Origin of the sequence: aff. Roholtiella sp. LEGE 12411, assembly GCF_015206995.1 — a bacterium.
Classification (GTDB): Bacteria; Cyanobacteriota; Cyanobacteriia; order Cyanobacteriales; family Nostocaceae; genus Komarekiella.
Genome location: NZ_JADEXR010000002.1, coordinates 17,951 through 42,426 on the forward strand (window position 1 = coordinate 17,951; position 24,476 = coordinate 42,426).

General features: G+C 43.3%; 20 protein-coding genes and 1 tRNA gene. 13 read left to right on the plus strand and 8 right to left on the minus strand.

Annotated features, from left to right (window positions below):
- Window positions 1-236 precede the first annotated feature (236 nt).
- Window positions 237-2,066, plus strand: coding sequence for a serine/threonine-protein kinase (locus IQ246_RS00840; RefSeq protein WP_193999234.1), 1,830 nt, complete (start codon window positions 237-239; stop codon window positions 2,064-2,066).
- Window positions 2,067-2,224: 158 nt separating this feature from the next.
- Complete coding sequence (locus IQ246_RS00845; protein WP_193999236.1) at window positions 2,225-3,118, plus strand: hypothetical protein; 894 nt, start codon at window positions 2,225-2,227, stop codon at window positions 3,116-3,118.
- A 31-nt stretch (window positions 3,119-3,149) separates the two neighbouring features.
- Here the strand turns inward: IQ246_RS00845 and IQ246_RS00850 are convergent, their stop codons facing one another.
- The gene (locus IQ246_RS00850) at window positions 3,150-3,869 is read right to left on the minus strand and encodes a peptidoglycan-binding protein (RefSeq protein WP_193999238.1); all 720 of its coding nucleotides are present in this window, start codon (window positions 3,867-3,869) and stop codon (window positions 3,150-3,152) included.
- Window positions 3,870-4,140: 271 nt separating this feature from the next.
- On the opposite strand from IQ246_RS00850, the gene IQ246_RS00855 reads away from it, so the two are divergent.
- Complete coding sequence (locus IQ246_RS00855) at window positions 4,141-5,589, plus strand: hypothetical protein (RefSeq protein ID WP_193999240.1); 1,449 nt, start codon at window positions 4,141-4,143, stop codon at window positions 5,587-5,589.
- A gap of 29 nt (window positions 5,590-5,618) precedes the next feature.
- Here IQ246_RS00855 and IQ246_RS00860 read toward each other — a convergent pair whose 3' ends face one another.
- Window positions 5,619-6,005: a zinc ribbon domain-containing protein gene (locus tag IQ246_RS00860; protein WP_208491946.1), complete on the minus strand. Its 387-nt coding sequence runs from the start codon at window positions 6,003-6,005 to the stop codon at window positions 5,619-5,621.
- A gap of 97 nt (window positions 6,006-6,102) precedes the next feature.
- Between IQ246_RS00860 and tnpA the strand changes: the two genes are divergently transcribed.
- The 7 genes from tnpA to IQ246_RS00895 all read left to right on the plus strand — a co-directional run bounded on the left by tnpA (window position 6,103) and on the right by IQ246_RS00895 (window position 13,668).
- Window positions 6,103-6,477: an IS200/IS605 family transposase gene (tnpA, locus tag IQ246_RS00865; protein WP_208491947.1), complete on the plus strand. Its 375-nt coding sequence runs from the start codon at window positions 6,103-6,105 to the stop codon at window positions 6,475-6,477.
- Window positions 6,478-6,750: 273 nt separating this feature from the next.
- A complete protein-coding gene (rimP, locus tag IQ246_RS00870; RefSeq protein ID WP_193999366.1) occupies window positions 6,751-7,212 on the plus strand; it encodes a ribosome maturation factor RimP in 462 nt (153 codons plus the stop codon).
- Between the two features lie 235 nt (window positions 7,213-7,447).
- Window positions 7,448-8,737 carry a transcription termination factor NusA gene (gene nusA, locus IQ246_RS00875; RefSeq protein ID WP_193999242.1) on the plus strand — a complete coding sequence of 430 codons (1,290 nt, stop codon included), beginning with the start codon at window positions 7,448-7,450 and terminating at the stop codon, window positions 8,735-8,737.
- 147 nt (window positions 8,738-8,884) lie between these two features.
- Window positions 8,885-9,154 (plus strand): YlxR family protein, encoded by a 270-nt coding sequence (locus IQ246_RS00880; RefSeq protein WP_193999244.1) that lies wholly within the window; start codon window positions 8,885-8,887, stop codon window positions 9,152-9,154.
- Between the two features lie 433 nt (window positions 9,155-9,587).
- Complete coding sequence (gene infB / locus IQ246_RS00885) at window positions 9,588-12,716, plus strand: translation initiation factor IF-2 (protein WP_193999247.1); 3,129 nt, start codon at window positions 9,588-9,590, stop codon at window positions 12,714-12,716.
- Window positions 12,717-12,852: 136 nt separating this feature from the next.
- Window positions 12,853-13,464, plus strand: coding sequence for a low-complexity tail membrane protein (locus tag IQ246_RS00890; RefSeq protein WP_193999249.1), 612 nt, complete (start codon window positions 12,853-12,855; stop codon window positions 13,462-13,464).
- Window positions 13,465-13,470: 6 nt separating this feature from the next.
- On the plus strand, window positions 13,471-13,668 hold the full coding sequence (locus tag IQ246_RS00895) for a hypothetical protein (RefSeq protein WP_193999251.1): 198 nt from the start codon (window positions 13,471-13,473) through the stop codon (window positions 13,666-13,668).
- 106 nt (window positions 13,669-13,774) lie between these two features.
- Here IQ246_RS00895 and IQ246_RS00900 read toward each other — a convergent pair whose 3' ends face one another.
- Entirely contained in the window at window positions 13,775-14,035 is a 261-nt protein-coding gene (locus tag IQ246_RS00900; RefSeq protein WP_339379217.1) for an alpha/beta hydrolase, read from the minus strand.
- A gap of 340 nt (window positions 14,036-14,375) precedes the next feature.
- Between IQ246_RS00900 and IQ246_RS00905 the strand changes: the two genes are divergently transcribed.
- Window positions 14,376-16,061, plus strand: coding sequence for a DUF1565 domain-containing protein (locus tag IQ246_RS00905; RefSeq protein WP_193999253.1), 1,686 nt, complete (start codon window positions 14,376-14,378; stop codon window positions 16,059-16,061).
- A 354-nt stretch (window positions 16,062-16,415) separates the two neighbouring features.
- Here IQ246_RS00905 and IQ246_RS00910 read toward each other — a convergent pair whose 3' ends face one another.
- Window positions 16,416-16,685, minus strand: a complete 270-nt coding sequence (locus IQ246_RS00910; RefSeq protein ID WP_193999255.1) for a DUF3493 domain-containing protein — start codon at window positions 16,683-16,685, stop codon at window positions 16,416-16,418.
- A gap of 33 nt (window positions 16,686-16,718) precedes the next feature.
- Here IQ246_RS00910 and IQ246_RS00915 point away from each other — a divergent pair.
- Window positions 16,719-16,790: transfer RNA gene (locus IQ246_RS00915), tRNA-Thr, on the plus strand.
- A gap of 24 nt (window positions 16,791-16,814) precedes the next feature.
- Here IQ246_RS00915 and IQ246_RS00920 read toward each other — a convergent pair.
- From IQ246_RS00920 to IQ246_RS00930, 3 genes are all read right to left on the minus strand, one after another.
- Window positions 16,815-17,858, minus strand: coding sequence for a M42 family metallopeptidase (locus IQ246_RS00920; protein ID WP_193999257.1), 1,044 nt, complete (start codon window positions 17,856-17,858; stop codon window positions 16,815-16,817).
- A 112-nt stretch (window positions 17,859-17,970) separates the two neighbouring features.
- On the minus strand, window positions 17,971-19,356 hold the full coding sequence (locus IQ246_RS00925; RefSeq protein WP_193999259.1) for an S-layer homology domain-containing protein: 1,386 nt from the start codon (window positions 19,354-19,356) through the stop codon (window positions 17,971-17,973).
- 61 nt (window positions 19,357-19,417) lie between these two features.
- Window positions 19,418-20,533 (minus strand): glycosyltransferase family 4 protein, encoded by a 1,116-nt coding sequence (locus IQ246_RS00930; protein WP_193999261.1) that lies wholly within the window; start codon window positions 20,531-20,533, stop codon window positions 19,418-19,420.
- Window positions 20,534-21,491: 958 nt separating this feature from the next.
- Here IQ246_RS00930 and IQ246_RS00935 point away from each other — a divergent pair.
- A complete protein-coding gene (locus tag IQ246_RS00935) occupies window positions 21,492-22,697 on the plus strand; it encodes a histidine kinase (protein WP_193999263.1) in 1,206 nt (401 codons plus the stop codon).
- 32 nt (window positions 22,698-22,729) lie between these two features.
- Here the strand turns inward: IQ246_RS00935 and IQ246_RS00940 are convergent, their stop codons facing one another.
- The gene (locus IQ246_RS00940) at window positions 22,730-23,752 is read right to left on the minus strand and encodes a PleD family two-component system response regulator (RefSeq protein ID WP_193999265.1); all 1,023 of its coding nucleotides are present in this window, start codon (window positions 23,750-23,752) and stop codon (window positions 22,730-22,732) included.
- Window positions 23,753-24,476 lie beyond the last annotated feature (724 nt).

Below are 24,476 nucleotides of genomic sequence, written 5' to 3' on the forward strand. Positions count from 1 at the left end.
TTCACTTATGACCCTTCGGTAACTTCTGCTACCTTAATGTGTCTTAATACAGTATTGTTTATTTATGTACAGTCACTTATTTGCAAACAATTGTTAAATATTAGAATTAATGAAAACTTTCTTAAAGTAACTAGTTTCTATAAATCTATCGCAATTCCATTTGAGTTATCAAAAACTTGTGTTGGATGTTCTAATCCAGTGCCAACATAAATATCAGCATTTGGCAAGTACTACTAATGGTGTGGAATCCAGGAAAGCCTTTATTTGGAGGGCGCTACATTATCAACAGACAACTAGGCGAAGGCGGAATTGGCATTACTTATCTTGCCAAAAATCAACGGGACGAACTGCGAGTGATTAAAACTCTCAAAGAAGAAATCCTCAATCACCCCGCTTGGATACTCCACCGAAACAAATTACGGCAAGACTTCCGCGATGAAGCAGTTAGGCTTGCTGTGTGTCATCATCCCCATGTAGTGCAAATAGAAACCATCTTCGACGAGGGAAATTTGCCTTGCATGGTGATGGAGTATATTGAAGGCGAAGACTTAGGTCAGCGTCTGAGGCGGATGGGAGTGCTATCAGAAGCAGAAGCGCTGCTGTACATTCGGCAGATTGGCGATGCTTTGACGCTAGTTCACTCTAAAGGCTTACTGCATAGGGATCTCAAGCCGCGCAACATCATGATCCGCATAGATAAAGTAGAAGCAGTACTGATAGACTTTGGCATCGCCAGAGAATTTATTCCCAATGTTATTCAAAGGCATACAGCATATCGCACTCCTGGTTTTGCCCCACCTGAACAGTATGAATTGGAAGCGCCACGAGGAGAATACATCGATATCTATGCCCTAGCTGCTACTTTGTATAATTTGCTAACCGCAGTTGTACCCACCAATGCAGATGACAGACGTCAAAACATTCGCCTAGAACCGCCACAATATTTTAATCCTAAAATCAGCAACAGAGTGAATCAGGCTATTATGCGCGGCATGGATTTGGAGTCAACGTATCGCCCTCAATCTGTACAGGAGTGGTTAAATTTATTAAATTATGATATTGGGAATGATATAGCATCAATAACACCTACAGTAACGATCGCGCCTGAATTCAAATACTACGCACCTATTGTAGTCAAGCAATCAAACTGGCAATGCATACACACCCTCAAAGGCCATTCCAGCATGGTCAATGCGATCGCCATAAGTCCAGATGGGCAACTTCTTGCTAGTGGCAGTAGTGACAACACTATCAAACTTTGGCAACTGGGAACTGCCAAGCTATTGCGTCACCTAGGTCGTTGGTCTTCCGGTCATACCAGCATGGTTCATTCCGTCGCCTTCAGCCCTCGTGAGCAGCTTCTTGCTAGCGGCAGTTGGGATAATACTATCAAGCTGTGGCACTTACATACAGGCAGAGAAATTCAAACTCTCACTGGTCACGCCAACTGGGTGAATTCTGTCGCCTTTAGTCCAGATGGTCGGCTTCTGGCTAGTGGCAGTAGTGACAACACTATCAAACTTTGGCACGTACACACAGGTAGAGAAATTCAAACTCTCACAAGTCATTACGACTCAGTTTGGTCAGTCGCCTACTCTCCAAGAATGGCTGTGGCGAACAGCCAGGATGAACAACTTCTGGCTAGTAGTAGTGCTGACTACACGATCAAACTTTGGCACGTACACAAAGACAAAGAAATCCAAACTCTCACAGGTCATTCCTTCTTCGTCAATTGCGTTGCTTTCAGCTTTGATGGTCAACTTCTCGCTAGTGGCAGTGCTGACTGCACTATCAAACTTTGGCACGTACACACAGGCAGAGAAATCCAAACTCTTACAGGTCATTCTAATTCAGTTTGGTCAGTTGCCTTCAGCCAGAATGGGCAGCTGCTGGCTAGTGGAAGTTGGGATAATACGATTAAACTATGGCACGTAGACACAGGAAGACTAATTAGCACACTTACAGGTCATTCTAACTACGTTAGATCTATTGCTTTCAGTCCTGATGGAAAGACCTTAGCTAGTGGAAGTGATGACGACACCATCAAAATTTGGCGACAGGAGTAATATTGAGCACGGAGTGGGGGAGTAATTTTAAATTTTTAACTCTTGTCCCCACTCTCACCCTCCTTTACTCTCCCCTTCTAACCCTCCAGATAGACTTGTAATTGTCCAAAAATTGTCACAATAATGACGGCAAACATTATTATTGAACAATTAATTTTATGGGCTTTGGTATTGGTGATTTATTCTGGATTTTCCTTCTGCTTTCTTCCTTACAACCCATCTGGCAAAGACGTCAAATAGAATATCGGCGCTTGCGTGCTCTAGAAGAATTTCAGCATCAACGCAAAAGTAGGGTGATTTTACTGATTCACCGCCAAGAGTCCATTAGCTTACTAGGCATTCCCTTATCGCGCTACATTACTATTGAAGATTCAGAACAAATACTGCGGGCAATTCGCCTTACCCCACCAGATGTCCCAATTGACTTAATTTTGCATACTCCTGGTGGTTTGGTATTGGCTACAGAACAAATTGCTAGAGCATTAATTCGCCATACCGCAAAAGTCAGCGTTTTTGTGCCTCACTATGCTATGAGTGGAGGTACAATGCTTGCTCTCGCATCTGATGAAATTATCATGGATGCCAATGCTGTCTTGGGGCCAGTTGATCCCCAACTGGGCAACTACCCAGCAGCGAGTATCCTGAAAGTGGTTGAACATAAACCCATCGGTGAAATTGATGACCAAACCTTGATTATGGCAGACCTCTCAGGCAAAGCTATTCAGCAGGTACAGCGGTTTGTGCGGACTCTGCTTAAGGATAGTATACCTAAACAAAAAGTTCTACCAGAAAACATCGAACCGATTATTGAAGCCTTGACAACCGGGCGTGTTACCCACGACTATCCCATCACTGTTGAAGAGGCTACAGAAATGGGGCTGCCCATAACCGTCGGGCTACCCCGTTGTATTTATGATCTTATGGATTTGTACCCACAACCACAAGGAGGGCGACCGACTGTTCAGTACATTCCTATGCCTTACAATGACCGCCGCCCAATTTTACCCACACCGAAAGGTAGACCTTTAGAAGAACCAAATCAGAGAACTTGAAATCTTGAGGTAGTAATTGTTTTGGTAATGCTTAGGGTGTAGTCGTTGGTGTCGGTGTAACTGTCGGTGTAACTGTCGGTGTAACTGTCGGTGTAACTGTCGGTGTAACTGTCGGTGTAACTGTTGGTGTAACTGTTGGTGTAACTGTTGGTGTGGCTGTTGGTGTTGGTGTAACTGTTGGTGTTGGTGTAACTGTTGGTGTAACTGTCGGTTTGGCTGTTGGTGTAGCCATCGGTTTGGCTGTTGGCTTAGGCGACGGCTTAATTGTAGGTTGGCTTAAGACTTTCTTAGCTTCTTCATTCAGCTTTTGGCGGAGTGCTAAATTAGCAATTCCAGTTTCTTGCATCTGGTATTTTTTCTGAAATTCCTTTACCACCTCTTCTGTCCGGGGGCCATAAAACTGGTCGCGGGGGAGGGGAGGATTCGGCTTAAGCACTGCATTTAAATTTGCTTGCAAAATTTTCATGATGTTAGCAGCATAAGCTTGGGTTTGTGGCCCTGCTATTCCATCAACTGGTTTTAGCTTATAACCCGTCTGGAATTCACGGATTGCTTTTTTAGTTTCCTCATCCGTCAAGGGCGTATTTTTGACCTGGACGTTGTAACCTAATCCCCGCAATACACCACGGAATTGCTGTGGCGTATAATTACGCTGAATAGCCGCAAAACTTGTGTTAGAAACTACTAAACTAGCAGTTATCAAGCAGGTCGCAGCAACTGACACGCTTGATTTTCCAAACTCACACCACATACTTAAAACTCCTTTGGATTAAATCAGCAAGATATAGAGGTCAACAGGTGCATTTTAAGTTTCTTTAACATCTTTTTTCTCTATTTTTAATGAATTTTGATTAATTTGTGAGATGTTTTCTAAATTCAACAAAGTTTTTATAAAAATATATTTTTGTCATCCACCAATAGAAGTATTTTTAATTAAAAGTATTCTGGGTCTGGAAAGACCTGAGATATCTGAGATATCTAAGATCTAAAATATCCCAAATTTGTATAATCTAAAACTAATAATGAAAAACACAAAATCGCCCAAGCAGCGTAACCTATGGTTTGAAAGATTGATGGCAATCACTGCCACCGTGAACTTAGGTTTAGTTTTGTTTGATTTAAGCTACGTGCCTTGGCGGGATTTCTACTTGCGAAGACTTCCCCAAATTACCCAGATTTATGATCCAATTAAGGGTATTGAACCCCATCGAGATACGAACAAATATCTGAAAATAGTAGCCGCCTTAGAAGAACAAGTAAGCCAAGTGGGGTTACAGTCGCCTCAAGTAAAAACTAAGCTAGAGGAAATAAGTCGTCTTAGCAGCGAGATGATTGACAGCAATCCGTTTGCGGGAGTGGATAAGAGTGGTACTCTGGAAAAAATCAAAAATCGGATGGGCGATCGCACTAGACAAGAATCAGCAAAACGAGCTTTTGCGACTTTCTGGAGTCAGTCGTATTTATCTCAAAATGGCTGGAAACAAGAAATTAATTTTTTCAACCAGAAAATCCGTCCCCTAATTGCTGTTAACTATTACCGCAAAATTGGGGAAAATGGCGAATTTATTGATGATTTCTGGATTATTGACTTACCGTTTGTGATTTTATTTGGCGTCGAATTGCTGGGGCGAACCTTCTCTATCAGACGCCAACATCCAGGTTTAAGCTGGTTAGAAGCAGTGTTATGGCGTTGGTACGACTTGTTCTTGCTGATGCCGTTTTGGCGATGGTTGCGAATCATGCCGGTATTAATTCGCCTCGATCAAGCGCGGATATTGGATCTTCACCTAGTGCAACAGCAAATTCATCTGGGAATTGTTGCCAATTTTGCCGAGGAAATCACAGAAATTGTCGTGGTGAGGGTGATTAACCAAATCCAGGGTTCAATTCAGCGGGGTGAGCTAATGCGTTGGCTGTTGCAACAAGATAACCTGCGTCCCTACATAGATATTAATAACGTGAATGAAGTAGAAGCGATCGCGGGTCTTTTGGTGCAAACAATTGTCTATCAGGTACTGCCCAAAATCCAACCAGAGATCATTGCCATTTTGCGCCACAACATCGAAACTGTCTTCCATCAAGTACCTATCTACGGCAACCTTCAAAATTTCCTTGGCATAGGACAAGCACAAGCCCAATTAAGCGAACAACTGGCGACGCAAATCACAACTAACCTCTACAGCGCTTTAGTTAGCGCTGTCAAAGATCCTGTTGGTGCAAAACTCTCCAGTCAATTGGTACAAAGCTTTAGCAAAGCCTTGGGAGCAGAAGTACAGAATAAACAACTACTTTCAGAACTTCAAAGCTTACTTTTTGACTTCTTAGAGGAAATCAAGCTCAACTACGTCCAACGTTTATCTCAAGAAGATATGGATCAAATTATCGAACAAACGAGGCATCTACGAACACAAGCATCAATTCCAGCACTGGTGGATAAAGCTACTGCTCTGCCAAAAACTAGAGAAAGTTGACGCTCTCCTGCCTAAAGGCGAGGAGATTCTTAAGACTTTGCAGCCCTAATATCCTGTTTGCACAGGTTCCCAAACTCACCACGTTTGCTCATAGAGCGTGGTGATACCGCCAGTTGCTCTACTTGGGGTCTCCCCAAGTAGAGCAACTGGCTCACCTTTTGGACGTTTTGGTGATTAACACCTAGTTTCGCGGAGTCCCCACGTACTATTTCCAAACCTCTATCTCTAATTGTTTTGGCTGCACCGATGTCAGCGTGTTCGTGATACCCGCATTCTGTACAAATGAACTTCTCACCATCACGATTTGACTTATCAATATGTCCACAATTTCTGCATTCTTGGGATGAATGTTTAGGATTGATTTTAATTACGACTTTTCCTTGCTTCTCAGCCAGATACTCAATCTTTAAAATCAACTCACCCCAACTTGCATCAGAGATAGCGCGATTTAAACCCTTCTTTCTTGATTGCCCGTTCTTTAAAAATCTCCCGGAAGACCCATCAATTTTAACTTTGCAAGGAAACGCTATATCACTACTCAACTACCACTTTGTTTTTATCCCTAAGCGCAGAAAGAAGGTATTGCTAGGTGAAATAGCAGAGAGATTACAGCAAATCATCTGTGAGGTTTGCATTGAAAATAGATGGAAAATTGTTGCAATGGAAATTATGCCTGACCATGTTCACTTATTTTTGAATGTGAAACCAACAGATAACCCGTCCCAAATCATGAATAGGATTAAAGGACGGGCTTCTCATCACTTAAGAAGAGAGTTTCCAGAATTGCTTAAACTTCCAACTCTATGGACACCAAGTTATTTTGTTTCAACTGCTGGCAATATTTCTACAAAAAATGTAATAGAGTATATTGCACACCAAAAAGATTAAATCGGAACACCGTAAACGGTGCTACTAGCTTTCATCAAGAGCCTGAAGTACGAGATACGGTGCTTACGCACCTGTCTCTCAGGGGTTTTCAGCATTTTTCTTATAAATCTTGACCCTTGACCCTTGACCCTTGACCAAATGACTCTTGACTATCAAAGAAATGCGCTAAACTCAAATTAGGGGCGAACCATCATGGTTCGTCACAAGACTTCTTGGAAGATATTCCTATCGCAGGAAGTGGGTCGATGCCCACTTTTTTTATTGAATTCTCGCATGACTCATCCCTTAGTCCCACAAATTATTGATTTGGCGACACCAGTAGCAGAAGAACTGGGGTTGGAAGTTGTTGGTGTAGTTTTTCACACTAACCAACGTCCGCCAGTATTGCGGGTAGATATCCGCAATACTCAGCAAGATACTGGGTTGGATGATTGTGAGAGGATGAGCCGTGCTTTAGAAGCCTTCTTAGATGCAGCGGAAATCGTTCCAGATGCTTATATCTTAGAAGTGTCCAGTCCTGGTATTTCGCGGCAACTAGTCACCGACAGGGAGTTTATTTCCTTTAAAGGATTTCCTGTAATCATCTCCACTTCTCCACCCTACGACGGACAGCAAGAGTGGATTGGTCAGTTAATTCGCCGAGATGAGACAAAAGTTTACTTAAACCAAAAAGGTCGTGTAGTCGAAATTCCGCGCTCCCTAATTACTAGGGTGCAGATGGATGAGCGCCGATAGGTGATTTTGGATTTTAGATTTTACGGAAAGTCTGAGCGTCGGCTTCCTCAATTGGCGCAATAGCTCAACTTTCTAAGACAGATCTTGGATTAAAGGTTGGTGATCTAATTAGGTAACGGTGAATGGCAAATCGAGCCACAATTACCTATTATTAATCACCAATCCCTAATCTAAATCTAAAATTTAAAATCCAAAATTACGCTGGATGCTTACATAAAACGTAAGGAGATTGCTTATGTCAATGGTTAGTTTACCGGGATTAAAAGAATTAATTGAAAGTATAAGTCGCGAGCGTAATTTACCCCGTCTTGCAGTTCAATCAGCTATAAGAGAAGCATTGCTCAAGGGCTACGAACGTTACCGTCGTGCCCAAAATTTAGAACGCAAACAGTTTGATGAAGATTATTTCGATAATTTTGAAGTAGAACTTGATATTGAAGGAGAAGGGTTTCGCGTTCTCTCCACTAAAACCATTGTCGAAGAGGTCAGCAACTCAGACCATCAGATTTCCCTAGACGAAGTTCAATTAGTAGCTCCCGAAGCGCAGTTAGGGGACTCCGTAGTATTGGATGTTACGCCAGATCAGGGAGAATTTGGTCGGATGGCAGCGATGCAGACAAAGCAGGTACTGGCGCAAAAACTACGGGATCAACAACGCCAGATGGTACAAGAAGAGTTCCAAGATTTAGAAGGAACTGTCCTGCAAGCAAGAGTTCTGCGATTTGAGAGACAATCGGTAATCCTAGCAGTTACCAGTGGTTTTGGTCAGCCAGAGGTAGAAGCCGAATTACCCAAGCGAGAACAACTGCCCAACGACAATTATCGGGCGAATGCCACATTTAAAGTTTATCTCAAAAAAGTTTCTCAAGGTCAGCAACGGGGGCCGCAGTTGCTCGTGTCTCGCGCCGATGCTGGTTTGGTAGTTTATCTTTTCGCCAACGAAGTGCCGGAAATTGAGGATGAAGTGGTGCGGATTGTCGCCGTAGCTAGAGAGGCAAATCCCCCCTCACGTTATGTAGGGCCCCGGACTAAAATAGCAGTAGACACTCTTGATCGCGATGTTGATCCAGTAGGTGCTTGTATTGGAGCACGGGGATCGCGAATTCAAGTGGTAGTCAACGAATTGCGCGGTGAGAAAATAGACGTGATTCGCTGGTCTCCAGACCCAGCAACGTATATTGCCAACGCCTTGAGTCCAGCACGGGTAGATGAAGTGCGCCTCATGGATCCAGAAACTCGGCAAACTCACGTACTAGTAGCTGAAGATCAACTGAGCTTAGCTATTGGCAAAGAGGGACAAAATGTCCGTTTGGCTGCCCGCCTGACTGGTTGGAAAATTGACATCAAAGACAAAGCTAAGTATGATTACGCGGCAGAAGATGCTAAGTTTGCAGCTGCACGAGCTAAATATCAACAAGAGGAACGAGACGAAGAAGATGACATTGATTTTGAGGAGCTAGAAGATGAAAATCAAGAAGAACTAGAATTAGAGGATGATGGTTTTGACACTAACGATGAGGAATAATTTATTAGCCTCTTGGAGTTCAAGTAATGTTGAATGCATTCCCAGTCTGAAAGATTACTTTTGGCAAGGTAACTTGGTATAAGTAGAAATTGGCAATAACAAACTTTTTTTACAACCAAACTGCTGACATAAGGTAGCAGAGAACCGATGAAACCAAATTATCGGCGCTGTACTAGTTGCCGCAAAGTAGGCTTGAAAGAAGAGTTTTGGCGGATTGTCCGCGTCTTTCCATCGGGGAAGGTACAATTGGATATGGGCATGGGGCGTTCTGCCTATATTTGTCCACAACCGAGCTGCCTACAAGCTGCTCAAAAAAAAAATCGACTAGGGCGATCGCTACATGCATCAGTGCCAGAAGCACTGTATCAAACATTGTGGCAGCGTCTAGCCCAAAACAATACCCAAAATAAAATTTAGTTGGAACAACTTGGTGGTGGTAATCCAGAAGAGGAATTGTGCCGAAAGCCGAACTATTCGTGCTTTCATTACACCCTCTGCGTTTAGTAGGGTTAGTGCCAAAATAGTAAATGGGTGTAGTTAGCAACCAGCTCTCCAATAAAAGAGAGGAGCGAAGCAACACTCCCAACAAGATTTACTCAATTGTGTTGTGGAAGACTCAGAAACACCAAAACAAAAAACTACAAAATGGCAACCTGGTAGCGCTCAAGCGCAGTTTGGCGTCAACCATCTTTCCTAGTGGGGATGCCAGTATTAAACCGAAACATCTCTCTTTCCTGATTGGAGGCACCGACAAAATCTGAACGGCAACCAAAAAACAGTAATCAAAGGATGGAGATGTCGCAAACCAGGCAACCATCCGCTAAAACTGTAAATTAAAGGGGAAGAGTGGATGAACAACGGCAAAGTTAGAATCTACGAATTATCAAAGGAATTGAATTTGGATAACAAAGAGCTATTAGCAATTTGCGATCAGCTCAACATTGCGGTCAAAAGCCATAGCAGCACAATTTCCGAATCGGAGGCAGAACGTATCCGTTTGGCTGCGGAAAAACTTGCAGCTACCAATGGAACGACCAAAAAAGAATTAGGTATCACCAGTCATAAACCAAATTCGCCACAAAATGGCGGACATAACCGATCTGCTCCACCTCACAAACAACAAATTTTGGAAATCCGTAAGCCCAAAATATTGAGAAATCCTACCTCCAACGCCCCAGAGGCGTCAGTCGCTACCAATACCCAAGCTGCCTTGTCTGAAGCTAATCCTCCTTCACCTCCACGGCCCTTCGCTACACCTGTCTCAATCATGCAGCCGACGGCACCAATTCGACCTGTACCCCGGAATCAGCCTGAAACCGCACAAAAACCTCCTGTCACTGATGCGGATCAAAAGCCTAATACAGATCAGGCACCGGAAAAAATAGCAGCGGAAAAACCGGAAAAAACAGTTCCACCCAGACCCAAACCGGAAAAAACCCCAAAACCGCAATTGGTTGCCCCACCGTCAAGACCATTGACGGAAGAACCGCAGCCAGATGAGCCGCAATCTCAGGCAGACAAACCGGTACTCAAACGCGATCGCCCACGGCGTGTCGAAGAAGAGCGCGATCAAGTCAAGCCAAAAGTCGCTAAGCTGACAACTGACCAGATCCCACAAACTGCACCGCCAAGACAGGGTCGTCCCACTCCGCCGCCTGTCAAACCAGAGCATAGGGGTAATAGACCATCAGCACCAGCAACACTAGGAGAAGGGCAAAGACCCAGACCAGCACGTCCTGGTGAAGCTGTAGCAGCAATGCCAATAGCTACCCCACCAAGACAGATGTCAGGAGTAGCAGCGAAATCTGAAGGATTGGGTGATGAGCCAGTTGCACCCGATCTCCTCGATTTGAAACGCCCAACTCCACCCCGTCCTACCAAAGGTGGGAAAAAGTGGGTGGAAGAGGAAATCATTGACGAAGTTAAAGAGAAGGCAAAGGCTGGCGTCAAAGGTAAGCGGATCAAGCCGATACTTGATGATGAATTTGAAGAAGAAGATCTACTGGACGAAGATGGTCTGGAAATACCAGCTACTGTCCAAGTCAGTCTTTCCATCGCCCGTCCTCCCAAACCCAAAGCTGCCCGGCCTGCACAGCCAATTGCCCCAGTGGCCGTTAGCATTCCAACCGCTAGGGGTAGTAGAAAATCTAGTTACAGCCGCGACCAAAACCGTCGCCAAGAAACCGAAGTCAAGCGTGAGCGTCCAGAAAAAGTGGTGGTGACAGGCCCACTGACTGTGCAAGAACTGGCTGACGTTATGGCCGTTGCCGATACAGAGATTGTAAAAATCCTGTTCCTCAAAGGCATGGCGGTGAGTATCACCCAAAATCTTGATATTCCTACAATTACTCTGGTAGGAAAAGAACTAGAAATAGAAGTTGAAACCGCTGAACCAGAAGCAGAAGCCCGGAAAGTCACAGAAATGGTCGGTGCGGAAGACTTGGATTATCTCCACCGCCGTCCACCAGTAGTGACAATTATGGGTCACGTTGACCACGGTAAAACAACTCTGCTCGACTCCATTCGCAAAACCAAAGTAGCTGCGGGCGAAGCAGGTGGCATTACCCAACACATCGGTGCATATCATGTAGATGTCGAACATGAAGGCAAAATGCAGCAGGTTGTCTTCCTAGATACCCCCGGACACGAAGCCTTTACAGCTATGCGGGCGCGAGGAGCGCGGGTAACAGATATTGCCATTCTAGTAGTGGCTGCTGATGATGGCGTCCGTCCCCAAACTGTTGAAGCAGTTAGCCACGCTCAAGCTGCTGGAGTGCCGATTATTGTCGCAATCAACAAAATCGACAAAGAAGGGGCGCAGCCAGAGCGGGTGAAACAAGAACTCACTCAGTATGGTCTGACCGCAGAAGATTGGGGCGGTGAAACGATTATGGTTCCCGTGAGCGCTATCCGAGGTGAAAACCTAGATACGCTTTTAGAGATGATTCTGCTCGTAGCAGAAGTAGAAGAACTCAATGCGAACCCCGATCGCTCCGCTAAAGGAACAGTAATTGAAGCCCATCTGGATAAAGCTAAGGGAGCAGTTGCTACCCTCCTAATTCAGAATGGTACCCTACATGTGGGAGATATGCTGGTAGCCGGCTCCGCCTTTGGTAAGGTGCGGGCAATGGTTAATGACAGAGGCGCAAGAGTCGATATTGCCTCTCCCTCCTTTGCAGTCGAGGTATTAGGCTTAAGTGAAGTACCAGCGGCAGGCGATGAGTTTGAAGTCTTCGAGAACGAAAAAGAAGCTCGCTCACTCGCAGCCGACAGAGCCGACAAACAACGTCAATCACGCTTATTGCAAGGACGTGTTACCCTTACAACCCTGTCAGCTCAGGCACAAGAAGGCGAGTTGAAAGAACTCAACTTAATCTTGAAGGGAGACGTACAAGGTTCGGTGGAAGCCATTGTGGGAGCGCTCAAGCAAATCCCACAAAACGAAGTCCAAATTCGGATGCTGTTGGCTACTGCTGGGGAAATCACCGAGACAGATATCGACTTAGCAGCTGCCAGTAACGCTGTGATCATTGGCTTCAATACCACCTTTGCCAGTGGAGCAAGACAAGCCGCCGATGAGGCTGGTGTAGATGTCCGGGAATACAACATTATCTACAAACTCTTGGAAGACATCCAAGATGCCTTGGAAGGTCTTTTGGAACCAGAGTTGGTGGAAGAACCCTTGGGTCAAACCGAAGTACGTGCCGTCTTCCCAGTCGGTCGTGGTGCGGTTGCCGGTTGCTACGTTCAATCTGGCAAGCTGATTCGCAACTGCAAAGTGCGGGTGCGTCGTGGCAGTAAAGTGGTCTATGAAGGTGTTCTGGATTCCCTAAAACGGATGAAAGAGGACTCGCGTGAGGTCAACGCCGGTTATGAATGCGGTGTCGGCATTGATAAATTCAATGATTGGGTTGAAGGTGACATCATCGAAGCCTACCAGATGGTGACTAAGCGCCGCACTCTGACATTGACGAAATGATCACAAAGGGAGAGTGGAAGAATGGGAGAGTGAGAAAGTGGAGGAGTGGAAGAGTAATTTTAAATTTTAAACTCTTGCCCCCCTATCTCCTTTTGCCTACTCTGCTTTTCTCCCTATCTTCTCCTCCTCTTGTCCTATGCGCTCATTTCGCTCTGAACCTATCTTGTGGATTCACGTTGCCGGCTTGGCAACGTTGCCTATTTTTTTGCTCCTGTGCTTATTGTTCCTATCCGTCGGTAAGCCACTGTTACCAATGTGGATGGAGTTATTCCTAGTCGCAGCCATTGGTATTTTTCCTCTGCTGTGGATGCAGTTACGCCGTCCTTTTTACATATTTGCGATTTTGGGAATAGCTCTAAAACCAGAAAATCTGACTGAGGGACAGCGAAAAATTCTCTGTTTAATTAATACAAAGTTAAATCGGCTGCTGTCCATAGGGGCGGCAATATTATTAGTTTTGGTGCTTTGGCATCTTTATCAAATTGCCCCAATGGTAGCCAATGGAGCTAAATTTTTACCACAATGGCGCGGACTAGGGCTACTCCTTGCTGCTTTAGCTTTTTTGGCAAGCAATCTATTTTTACAAATTCCTGTGAGTGTAGCGCGAGTTTTAGTGACTAATGACACAGAATTTGCTGCTACAGAACCATTATCTTTAGAAAAGATTAAGCAGAATTTCACAATTTTAGGGGTGCGGGTTAATCGAATCTTGCCCCGGTTGAATCTGGAAGTTAAAACTGAGGAATGAGGAACTATGGCTCAAATTCCAGCTTCTAGCGATCGCAAAATTTCTCCAGATACCGAAATTTGGTATGGTCTCAAATACGCGATCTCTGCAAGTTCAGGCTTTCAACGCTGGCAACTAGAACGTGATGCTCAATTACAGGGGCTTCGCCTTGAACAGCAGGTACAACGGTATTTAAGAGAAACTTTAGAGACTTTAGCTTACTAAGAACCAAATAAAACCAATTCGCAATGGGCTAACGCCCCGCTCCGAAGATCGCAATTCGCTGCTTTTCGCAATTAATTCAGCCACCCACAAGGGGTGGGGTTTTTACCTACCTTGAGAAACAAGGATTTTTTCGCCCACTAGGGGCGAGGTTTTGAACAACCGCTTTTTCGGATAAATCTTGTAGGCTTGTTTGCAAGCGGCGAAGTTGACGATAGGCACTCTCCAAGCGATCGCCATCAACTTCGACTTCCTCTGTGGGATTATTTTCAATAATTTCGATTAACGACACCTGCCCATCTTGGCTTGCAGAAAGAACTAAAGGCGCACGTACAGCTTGTCGGTCTGCTCTACGAGACGGTGTATGAATAACTTGACGCTCGTTCGCCTTTGGTGTCGCCGCTTCTTGGGCGAGGACTCGCTACTCGTTTAATCCTTTTGGTATCAAGGTTAGAACGATTCACAGGTTAGTTGTAATCTGGCTATTACGTCGCCTAATAGGCAGTAGACTGAGCGCGACTCCTCGTCTGAAAAATACCTCTAGTAAAATTTTCAGAAATCAACAGTATAAGTTCTGTGATGTATCTAAGGAATTTAGCTGAATTAGTGCTAATCATCCGGTATAGTTTTGCATGGGTTTTACAGCTATATGGCTGCTATCTTAAACCTTGTTCAACGTACATTAATTCAGCACATCACAGACTTTAAAAATGAAATATCGGGGTTTTCACATTTCTTCAGCGAAAAATTTTCGCCTTCTTTCTAGCAATAACTTCAAATTTACATTACGTGTGGTAGCCGGACTAACAGCTTTGTTAGCTGTTTCTAGTGGCTCAATGCTACTGTCTGGTAAAGTAAATGCTGGCGCTACTCACCAAGAAACTATTGCCCCTACTCTCACAGCCCAAGTTCCTGCAACTGCAACGGTTATTTACGTTAACTCCGCAACTGGTGCAGATACTACTGGTGCTGGTGCAACGGCAGCAGCACCATACAAAACCATCACCTTCGCCCTTAGTCAAGCCCAACCAGGTACAATCATTCAACTAGCTGGGGGGAACTATAACCAGGAAAGTGGAGAAACTTTCCCACTCCTGCTTAAACCAGGGGTAACGCTACGAGGTGATGAATCGACCAAAGGTCAAGCAATATTGATTACAGGCGGAGGTTTCTACACTAGTCGCACTTTTGCCAGACAAGATATTACAATCCTTGCTGAGCAAGATACTACTATCACAGGTGTAAGTGTTACCAACCCGAATCAGCGGGGTACTGGTGTGTGGGTGGAATCAACTAATCCCATTATCAAAAACAGTACTTTTACTAACAGTGTAAGAGAGGGTGTTTTTGTCACGGGTACAGGTAATCCCAAAATTGAAAATAACCTCTTTGTACAAAACAAAGGCAACGGAGTTTCCGTGGCTAGATCTGCCCAAGGAGAGATTCGGAATAACGTATTTCAGGATACAGGTTTTGGTCTAGCGATTGGTGGCACTTCCACACCCCTGATTGTGGAAAACCAAATCATCCAAAACCAAGACGGTCTTTTTATCTCGGAGTCAGCCAAGCCGGTACTACGTAAGAATGTTATTCAAAACAACAAGCGAGATGGCGTCGTAGCGACGGTCAACGCTCTACCTGACCTCGGTACTAACGAAAGTCCTGGTAGCAATCTGATTCGGAATAACACTCGTTATGACTTGAATAACGCCACCAAAACTAATCAGATTCTCGCTATTGGCAACGATATTGATCAAAAACGGATTTTGGGTTCAGTAGAATTTGTTGCCGCAACTGTCCCAGGTCAGCCTGTTGCCTTTAAAGATGTACCAGCAACTTATTGGGCAAAAGCCTACATCGAAGCCTTAGCCTCCAAAAATATTATTGCTGGCTTTCCTGATGGCAGTTTTAAACCCAACGAACCTGTGACCCGCGCTCAATTCGCCACTATTATTACCAAAGCTTTAACACCACCAGCTAAACGCGCCAGCATTGAGTTTAAAGATGTAAAAAGCAATTTTTGGGCTTACGCCGCTATCAAATCTGCTTATCAGAGTCAATTTGTCTCTGGTTATCCCGATGGGAGTTTTAAACCACAACAGCAAATCCCTAGAGTGCAAGCATTAGTTTCTTTAGCCAATGGTTTGGGCTTAACTGCCAACAATCAGAATGTCCTTTCCTTTTACACCGATGCTGCCCAGATTCCTAATTATGCGATCGCCCCGGTTGCTGCTGCAACTGCACGGCAATTAGTGATCAACTATCCCACAGCTAAGCAACTCAATCCTAATCGTGAGGCGACCAGAGCAGAAGTTGCAGCTTTCGTTTACCAAGCACTCGTTAGCGCCGGACGTGCCCAACCAATTCCTTCATCCTATTTGGTAACAGTTCAGTAAAGCCTTAGTTAGCAAATTTAAAGCGCCAAGAATAACAACTTGTTAGTCTGGCGCTTTAAACATTTTGAGTGTTTCTTAAATTTGGGGTCTTTAAATATAGCTGACCCTACTTGAATGTGATTAGGTTTATAGTCAGGGTCTTTATATTAGCTGACCCCGTTTGAACAATTTCCAGTTTCTCAGAAATTTTTGCCTTTTGAGATTTCCTAATATTTTTTTTATTTTTTCTCTGTTTAAGGTTTTCAATTTTATGAAAAGTTTAATAAACTGAAAAAATATAAATATAACGTGAAGAAAAAGTCTTCAAAAAAACTAACATTTAAAGTTTTCCACTCAGAAATTGGTACTCACCTTCTAAGGGCGTCTTTGCTGACGCTGCTCCCAGCGCCAGAGGAATCCCATCAAAGCAACTATTCCTATTTGGAGTGCCAAGTTCGGTAAAGCACTGTCAATATCCCGTCCGGCAAGCAGCCGGAAGAAAAAGGTGAATGCGCCGACTAAACCAGAAGCGCCAAAAGCGACGTAGATAAATAGTCGCAATCCGCGATAAGGAGTTGCCATTTCTGCTTTGAGGCGGGCATATTGTTCACGGTTCAAACGATTTTTGGGATTTGGTTCTACCATCAGGAAATCATGCTATACTTCTAGATTGTGTACGCCGATGTGGCTCAGTGGTAGAGCAGCTGATTCGTAATCAGCAGGCCGTGGGTTCAAATCCCATCATCGGCTTTGATAAACGTGCTGCTCAAGGTATCACTCAAATCCAGTTTCGCAAAAGGCTTTTAACAAATCAATACAGTTAGCGATCGCTCCTAAATGGGCAATTTCATAGCCGTGTGTATTTTGTGTAGGAAATGCCAAACAAGCAGCACGAGCAACATGACCAAACTTCATAGCAATTGATGCGTCGCTACCAAAACCACTTAAGGTTGCTAACTGCACTGGCATATCTAGATTTTTAGCACAATGGCGTAGTTGTCCATTCAAAGTCTCATCGTAAATGCTATAAGCGTCCTGATAAAGGAGCACAGGACTTTTGCCGTCCTCAATTGGGTATTCGGTTGATAGCGGACAAATTTCTAACGCAATCAAAGCATCCAAACGCTGATTTTGAGTAAAAAATAGCGCTCCAATTGCCCCAACTTCTTCTTTTGCTGATGCTACTAGATAAACATCAATAGCTGGTTGTTTCAGGCTTTGAGTTAAGCCAAGCAGAATCGCGATAGAGGCTTTGTTATCCAGAGTGTAACTAGCAATATGATCTTTTAGCCTAATTGGCAGCTTGCGATGCTTGCCAATCACCATTCTTGTTCCAGGTCGAATACCAGCGGCTTCTAGTTCTGTAGTAGAGAGTTTTGTTTCAATCCAGGCATTTTCCCATTTCAGGACAGTATCTTCCTGCTGAACTTTTTGGGGGGATTCGTGGGAAACATGGCGTGAACCAAAGCTGAGAATGCCACTAATCGTTTTATGATCTCCGAGTAAATCTACAACGCCTTCACCGTAAACCCAAGGATAAGAGCCACCGAGTTTGCGGACTTCGACGCGACCTTCATCGCCAAGAGTTTTGACAATTGCGCCAATTTCGTCTTTATGGGCTGTAATTGCGATCGCTCTGTATGGATTTTTTCCAGGAATTTTCGCAATGATATTATCAGCGCGATCGCACCAGACTTCTACGCCCAACTCTGTGAATCGCTGCAACAACAACTGGTTAATTTCCGTTTCTACACCACTAGGAGAATGATGCATTACCAATTCTTCAATAATTTGAAATAAGTGATCGTAATCCCACATTAATATATTGATTTGAAAAATTAATTTGGAGAAATTTTTGATTAGTTTTACTGCCAAGATTAATAGAATTTTTAACCCTTGTGGCAAAGTTAGGTACGCATAGGAAAAAGACTTAGGTTGGCGATCGCTTTAACTTCAAAGCTTCAGCAGCCGATACACCCTCACCCTGAGTCCCAAAGTACCACAAAGCCGCAGCAGCTTCAGCGCGATTTACTGGCTTTTTGGGTTGAAACAGCGTCGTATAGCCAAATACCCGCCGAATATTTGATTGTTCACCATTCTGGAAATCAGCTAAAACTGCTCTTAAAGCCTTGGGGTCAATTTTTCCAGCATCCTGAAAACCCCAGGTTTGTTTAACCGCATCTAAATTGGCAGAGGGTAAAGCTTGGCGAGTATCCAGGGGTAATTTCCACAGCACCAATTGCTCCCGTGTTAGGGGTGCATCAGGACGAAACAAAACCGTTGTAGAATCTCCAGATAAGGCACTAGGAATTAACCCAGCTTCGGCTAATCCCTGAATTAATGGAAAATCAGGGTCTTTTGCCGACACATCACTGAAAGCTGATTGAGTGCTTTCTGATGCTAAACGAATTTGCTTAGCTGGATTGCTATCATACATGGCATTATTAGCAGCAACTAGCCAACGAGCGTATTCCCGACGGCTGACGATTTTACCAGGTTGAAACTGGTTAGTTGTGGCGATATCACTCTTAGTAGGCTGTGATTCTATAGACAAAACACCTAATGCAGCTAAATCTTGTACATGTTGCTGCCATTCTTGTGGTACTTTATTGAGATCGTTGAATTTCTGAGATTCAGACGTATCTGTCGGAGTTGTTTTACTACTAGACGTGTTTCCTGGTTGCACTGCCAGATTTGTGGGTGACACTGGCCCAATGAACTGTGGATCTGCTGGTTTGGGAATGTCGTTAGTAGTTTCGTTAGGATTTGTAGGTTGTAGCGTTGCTGTACTATTTGGTACGTACTCAATCCGTAATTCAGTGGCTGTTTGAGGTTGATTGGGTGTGGCGTTGGTGACTGATTGCGCCTGAATGGAAACCTTCAACAGCAAATCGTTGCGACGTGCTTCAAAAGTACCTCCAGCTTCATCTGTTGGCTGTTGCAAAATCTGCCAATTGTTTGTCTGAAATTGGCTGCGATAAAAATCGGCAATAAAATTGCTGGGATCAGAACTTAGCCAGCGACTTGATATTCTGTTTTCTGAGCCATTAGCAGGTGTGACTTCCTGTAGCTTGGCATTGGGATATAACGGGATATCTTTGGGAAAATCAGTCGGTAACTGAACCGTTGATTCGTTTTGCTGTGCTTGTGGTTCGTTACCTTTAGCTTCCCCAAAAACAGGATTGTTTTGGAGCTGCTGATCTGCGGCCAAAGACTGCTCAATATTTTTGGCAGTTGGACTGTTAGCACAGGCTGTTAACGAAGTGAGTAAAACAGCTAAACTCAGAAATACAGCTGGACGTTTACAGGGAAGCACAGGAAATCACACATTGAGTTTCAATTCCTACCCTAGCGCAGACTGTCGAAATTTAATTTGCCTATCTATAAGTTTTTGCTAATACCTTAGGACTGAGTTTGCAACAAATTTCCAGTAATTGAGTAGCAGCACGGGCTGGAGAAAAGTTCTCGGCGACATATTGACTGGACTGGAAGCCTCGTTTAATTGCTTCATCTGGATTATTCAAGCAGTACCTCATACAGCTAGCTAATCCTTCTGCATCTTCATTTTCAAAAAACAGGCTGTGTGGTCCAGCAACTTCTGGCAATCCTCCCATTTTTGAGACAATGGAGCAGGTTTGAACGCTAGAGGCTTCTAGCACTACGTAACCTGCTGGTTCTTGCCAGCGAGAAGGAGCGGCCAAAGCTAGCGCATCCTGAACTTTTACAAGTGCTTCTTGATTAGGAAGTTTACCCAAAAAACTAACGTAGCTTAAAATCCCTAAATCAGATGCTAGCTGTTTCAATTCACTAGCTTGTATTCCATTACCAATTATTAAAACTTCAAACTCATGATTCTCTTCTTGCAAAATTCGTACTGCTTTTAATAAAATATCAACTCCCTTACTTCCATCTAATCTGCCTAGAAAAACAAATTTGTATGGATTAGATAATAGTTTTAGATGCTTTTGCTGGTTTTTTTTGTTAATTTCTATGGGATTATATAAAGTCTCCACTGACCAAGGAAAGGCACTAGATTCGGCCAAAAAATTACTACAAGCTGTATGATAGTCAGCTATTAGTGCAGTAGAAAGCCGGATAGCTAGTCGCATCCATTTTACGGCAGTGTGCAATTTCCACTTTAAAGGATAGTTAGCTTTAGGTAATGTGTGTTTTAATTCTGCTTGCAACCGTTTGCCAAATGTCATCGTCTCATAATTAATATGCGTCGTATGATAAAAAGAATAATGATATTTAATAACTATTTTTTTACCCAACGCTTTGCATAACAGTGCAAAAACTAAGTTATTTGAATTCATGTGAACTATATCAGCCCAAACAATATGGTTCAACCATTTCATCAAATTGTCTTGTTTGGTGGAAATAGTTTTAATTTCAATTCCCCTAGTTTCAAGTTCTGGGATAATAGAATAAATATAAGTTAAAACACCAGCAATTTCGTTCTCAGAATGACGGTGCTGAATTAAAAGCTTCATGCGTAAATCGACTATTTAGATATTTTTATTAATAATGTTAAGTTTAATGATTTAATTTAGCTCCCTGGGCATTAGTGGATTGGAGGTTTATACTTAGGTTGATTAATACTTGTCTAGTTTGCGTAAGTAAGTAGCCTCAGTTATACTCAAAAATTTTCCCTACGGATAAAGTGATCTCTAAAAAAATGAGTAAACGGTAGCTTTTGCTACCGTATTGTCTTTTGTCTACAGCCATTAGGTTTTGATAATCCCCATGCTTATTTATAGAGTTCCCTAAAATTCTGGCAAAGTAACATTTACAGAAAAAATTATAACTAAGCCTAAAAGACTCGCCAGGCATAAGTTATGAGGTTTTGGTGATTAAGGTAGGGTTCTTTAAATCTTCATGGGATGCGAAAACTGATTGAAAACTTGCCAAAGAACGGTGTAGCTGTCATCTAATGCTTAGTAAACTAACTAGAAGCGATCGCCAACTACCTAAAGTGATAGACTGAGAGTAAATCCCCCCTTAGCCTCATCCAATGAGGGAAATGGACAACGTTTTCTAAGACTGGCTTGCAGTCGATTCTGGAGACTATTCATCTGAGAATGGTAAGCTGAATAAGGCGATACGCGGAAAATGCCAGTTTTAGGCAATTCCAGGAACTTAGCGTGAGTTTGCAGTTCTTGGGAATCGAGGTCATAGGCAAAGCGGTCAAGAGTACTGAATGGTTGGTCACAAAAGTTTATATCGGCTTTTGCTGTTCTGAACTTCGGTAGCTCAGTACTAAGTTTGGCTAAGGGGAAATGCTTATGGAGAAATCAACTCTCAAGGTGCATAAAGATATGTTGATGTCAAAAACGCAGATCGGATAAGAGTATGAAGAATCTAAAATAGATATTAAATTGAGAACAAAGAACGACCATCGACAACCGTTAGTCCATTTTACTTTCCGTAAGCGTCGCCGGGTTGTTACCAGTGCTGAAACACGAATACATGCCAGTTTCCCAGGATCAGCCTATTTATTCTGAGGCTCCACTCCATCTGTTACTGTTTGTTGATGGACGCCCAAAGTCCCGACAACAGGTACAACGAATACGTGCTTACTTAAAAGAATTGCAGGCTGAGTATAGTTTTGAACTTGAAATCATTGATGTCGGGCAACAACCCTACTTGGCTGAACACTTTAAATTGGTAGCAACACCAGCTTTAATCAAAATCCACCCGGAACCCCGGCAGGTTTTAGCAGGGAGTAATATAATTGCCCAATTGAAAAACTGGTGGCCTCGCTGGCAAATTGCTGTAGATGCTTACTTAAAATTACAGGAGGATTTACAAGAACGTGTAGAGGAAAATAGTCGGGCGACATCACCTAAATCTACAATCGCCTCAGTTGCTGTTTCCGCTGAATTGATAAGACTTTCAGACGAAATTTTTAGCTTGAAGCAGGAAAAAGATAAGCTCCAGGAGCAGCTACAGTTTAAAGACCGGGTGATAGCAATGTTGGCACACGATCTCCGCAATCCGCTAACTGCTGCCGCGATCGCTATTGAAACTCTCCAATCTAACTACAATTTAGATACAGGTGAGTTTGTGCGCCTCAAACCAGCCATGACGGTGCATTTATTAAAGCAAGCCCGCAGTCAGACTAAAACTATTGACCGAATGATTACTGACCTTTTGCACGTAGGTCGTGGTAACGACACTGAGCTACCAATCATACCACAAAAGGTAGAGTTAGGCAAAATTTGCCTGGATGTATTGGAGGAATTGCGCGATCGCTACACCGCCAAATCCCAAAATATAGACACAGATATCCCCAAAGACTTACCCTGTGTCTATGCCGATCCAGAACGTATACGACAAGTATTGATGAATCTGTTAGACAATGCCATTAAATATACCCCAGAAGGGGGGAAAATAAGCATTGCTGGACTGCACCGTACTACCCAAAAAGTTCAGTTCAGTATTGGCGACTCTGGCCCTGGTATTCCTGTAGAAAATTGCGATCGCATCTTTGAAAATCACTTCCGCCTGCAACGCGATGAAGGCACAGAAGGTTATGGCATTGGTCTTTGTTTATGCCAACGGATTATCAGGTCACATTACGGTCAAATTTGGGTAGACACTGCTCCCTATGGCGGAGCATGGTTCCACTTCACATTGCCAGTTTACCCATCTTAGTCGAGAGTAAGTCTGACAAAGGATAATTGAAATTAGCTTGAGACAATGCGATCGCGCCCCTCTGCTTTTGCTCGGTAAAGTGCCTTATCTGCACTCACAATTAAATCGGAAGGTGAAGATTCCCAAGTGGGAATAACAGTTGCCACCCCCATACTCAAAGTTACATACTGACTAACGGCAGATCCGTCATGAACAATTTGTAAATCTCTGACTCCTGCTTGCATTGCCGTGGCAACATGAAACGCACCGGCAGCATGGGTGTTTGGCATAATCACAGCAAATTCTTCGCCGCCATAACGCGCTAGTAAATCTTGATATTTTTGCGCCTTCCGATTTAAAACAGCACCCACCTGTTGTAAGCAAACATCTCCAGCAGGATGTCCATATTTATCATTATAAAATTTAAAAAAGTCTATATCACACAAGATCAGCGATAGGGGAGATTCTTCCTGTGCTAGATTAATCCATTGAGTATTAAGATAATCGTCAAAGCGACGACGATTAGCCAATCCAGTTAAGCCATCTACGTTTGCCAGGTGCTGCAAAGCTTGGTTTGCTGCCTCTAATTGCTTGTATACTTGCGCTTGTTGCAACAGTCGTCGCAACCGCTGGCGCAATACTGGCCAGTGAATTGGCTTGGTGATGTAATCTGTTGCCCCTGCTTCAAAGGCACGGTCTACGGACTCTTCATCATTTAAACTGGTAATCATCAATATAGGAGTACGCTCCCATAACTTGGAAATAACCGTACTACCAAGAGCAGAATCAGTATCAAATGTTGCGAGTGCCGATATCAAATTATTTCTGGCAATCTGGAGCAACTGCTTACAGCATGTAAAGCCATCCATTTCTGGCATTATAGCATCTAGCAAAACTATATCTGGTTTAACAGTCTCGTAAGCATCTAAACACTGCTTACCATCAGAAACCTCGACTACTCGATAGCCATCTTTTTCCATAGCTTTACGCAACAGTAGTCGGATGGTCTTGTCATCATCAGCCACTAGAATCACAGGAGGTTGCTTAGAAAGAGGAAATGGGCTTATGCCTGACATGAGTTGCGTTCCACAGAAAATGAAAGTATTGAGTAGAGGTAAGCCAGGAAAAACCTTGCCTCCATAACCAAATTGCCTATGAGCAGTAGTTTTATTGCAGCTATCAGATTCCCACTTGACGGTCAATTTAGCAGAACAGATGTGAACAACAAATGTGTGATGTGTGAAATTAGTAACTTTCGGAACTATCCTAAAAATAAGCTGTGCTGCGATCGCATAAAGGTTATTTATTCCTCATAAATGTTAAAACTTGTAGAAAAGGTATGTCTTGCTTCACAAATACCTTTTTTCTGACAATAGACTGCTCAAAACAATTGAGCTAAGCAAGCTCCAGATGACTAGGTTTCACAGACAATATATTTAGAATGCAAAGGCAGTTTTTGCTTTTTTTCAATCATGGTTATGGTAATGAACGTTAGTTTTATCTTTCCCCAGCGGTAAAGTGAAATGTAATTATTTGGCAATTTTCTTGAAAACTTTAAATGTCCAGCTTAATTATTTAGTTATCTAGGAATTTCTGAACCCAAATAAAATAGGGCAAAGCAAATACCACACCGCTACAAACAGTAGCTAATACTAAATGTTACTGCTGGGACTAAGCTGGCTGTACTCACTCAGAGGATTTGTAAAAGGTATCAGCGTTTAGGATAGTTACATAAAATGAAGACAAGACTGAAAGTGTAACTTTGTTCTCGATTGATTATAGGGTTAATAGACTAAGTAA

What these genes read in the sequence shown, in the direction of transcription:
- IQ246_RS00840 (WP_193999234.1), top strand. Translation starts at nt 237, where the DNA reads ATGGTGTGGAATCCAGGAAAGCCTTTATTTGGAGGGCGCTACATTATC.
- IQ246_RS00845 (WP_193999236.1), top strand. Translation starts at nt 2,225, where the DNA reads ATGGGCTTTGGTATTGGTGATTTATTCTGGATTTTCCTTCTGCTTTCT.
- IQ246_RS00850 (WP_193999238.1), bottom strand. Translation starts at nt 3,869, where the DNA reads ATGTGGTGTGAGTTTGGAAAATCAAGCGTGTCAGTTGCTGCGACCTGC.
- IQ246_RS00855 (WP_193999240.1), top strand. Translation starts at nt 4,141, where the DNA reads ATGAAAAACACAAAATCGCCCAAGCAGCGTAACCTATGGTTTGAAAGA.
- rimP (WP_193999366.1), top strand. Translation starts at nt 6,751, where the DNA reads ATGACTCATCCCTTAGTCCCACAAATTATTGATTTGGCGACACCAGTA.
- nusA (WP_193999242.1), top strand. Translation starts at nt 7,448, where the DNA reads ATGTCAATGGTTAGTTTACCGGGATTAAAAGAATTAATTGAAAGTATA.
- IQ246_RS00880 (WP_193999244.1), top strand. Translation starts at nt 8,885, where the DNA reads ATGAAACCAAATTATCGGCGCTGTACTAGTTGCCGCAAAGTAGGCTTG.
- infB (WP_193999247.1), top strand. Translation starts at nt 9,588, where the DNA reads ATGAACAACGGCAAAGTTAGAATCTACGAATTATCAAAGGAATTGAAT.
- IQ246_RS00890 (WP_193999249.1), top strand. Translation starts at nt 12,853, where the DNA reads ATGCGCTCATTTCGCTCTGAACCTATCTTGTGGATTCACGTTGCCGGC.
- IQ246_RS00895 (WP_193999251.1), top strand. Translation starts at nt 13,471, where the DNA reads ATGGCTCAAATTCCAGCTTCTAGCGATCGCAAAATTTCTCCAGATACC.
- IQ246_RS00905 (WP_193999253.1), top strand. Translation starts at nt 14,376, where the DNA reads ATGAAATATCGGGGTTTTCACATTTCTTCAGCGAAAAATTTTCGCCTT.
- IQ246_RS00910 (WP_193999255.1), bottom strand. Translation starts at nt 16,685, where the DNA reads ATGGTAGAACCAAATCCCAAAAATCGTTTGAACCGTGAACAATATGCC.
- IQ246_RS00920 (WP_193999257.1), bottom strand. Translation starts at nt 17,858, where the DNA reads ATGTGGGATTACGATCACTTATTTCAAATTATTGAAGAATTGGTAATG.
- IQ246_RS00930 (WP_193999261.1), bottom strand. Translation starts at nt 20,533, where the DNA reads ATGAAGCTTTTAATTCAGCACCGTCATTCTGAGAACGAAATTGCTGGT.
- IQ246_RS00940 (WP_193999265.1), bottom strand. Translation starts at nt 23,752, where the DNA reads ATGTCAGGCATAAGCCCATTTCCTCTTTCTAAGCAACCTCCTGTGATT.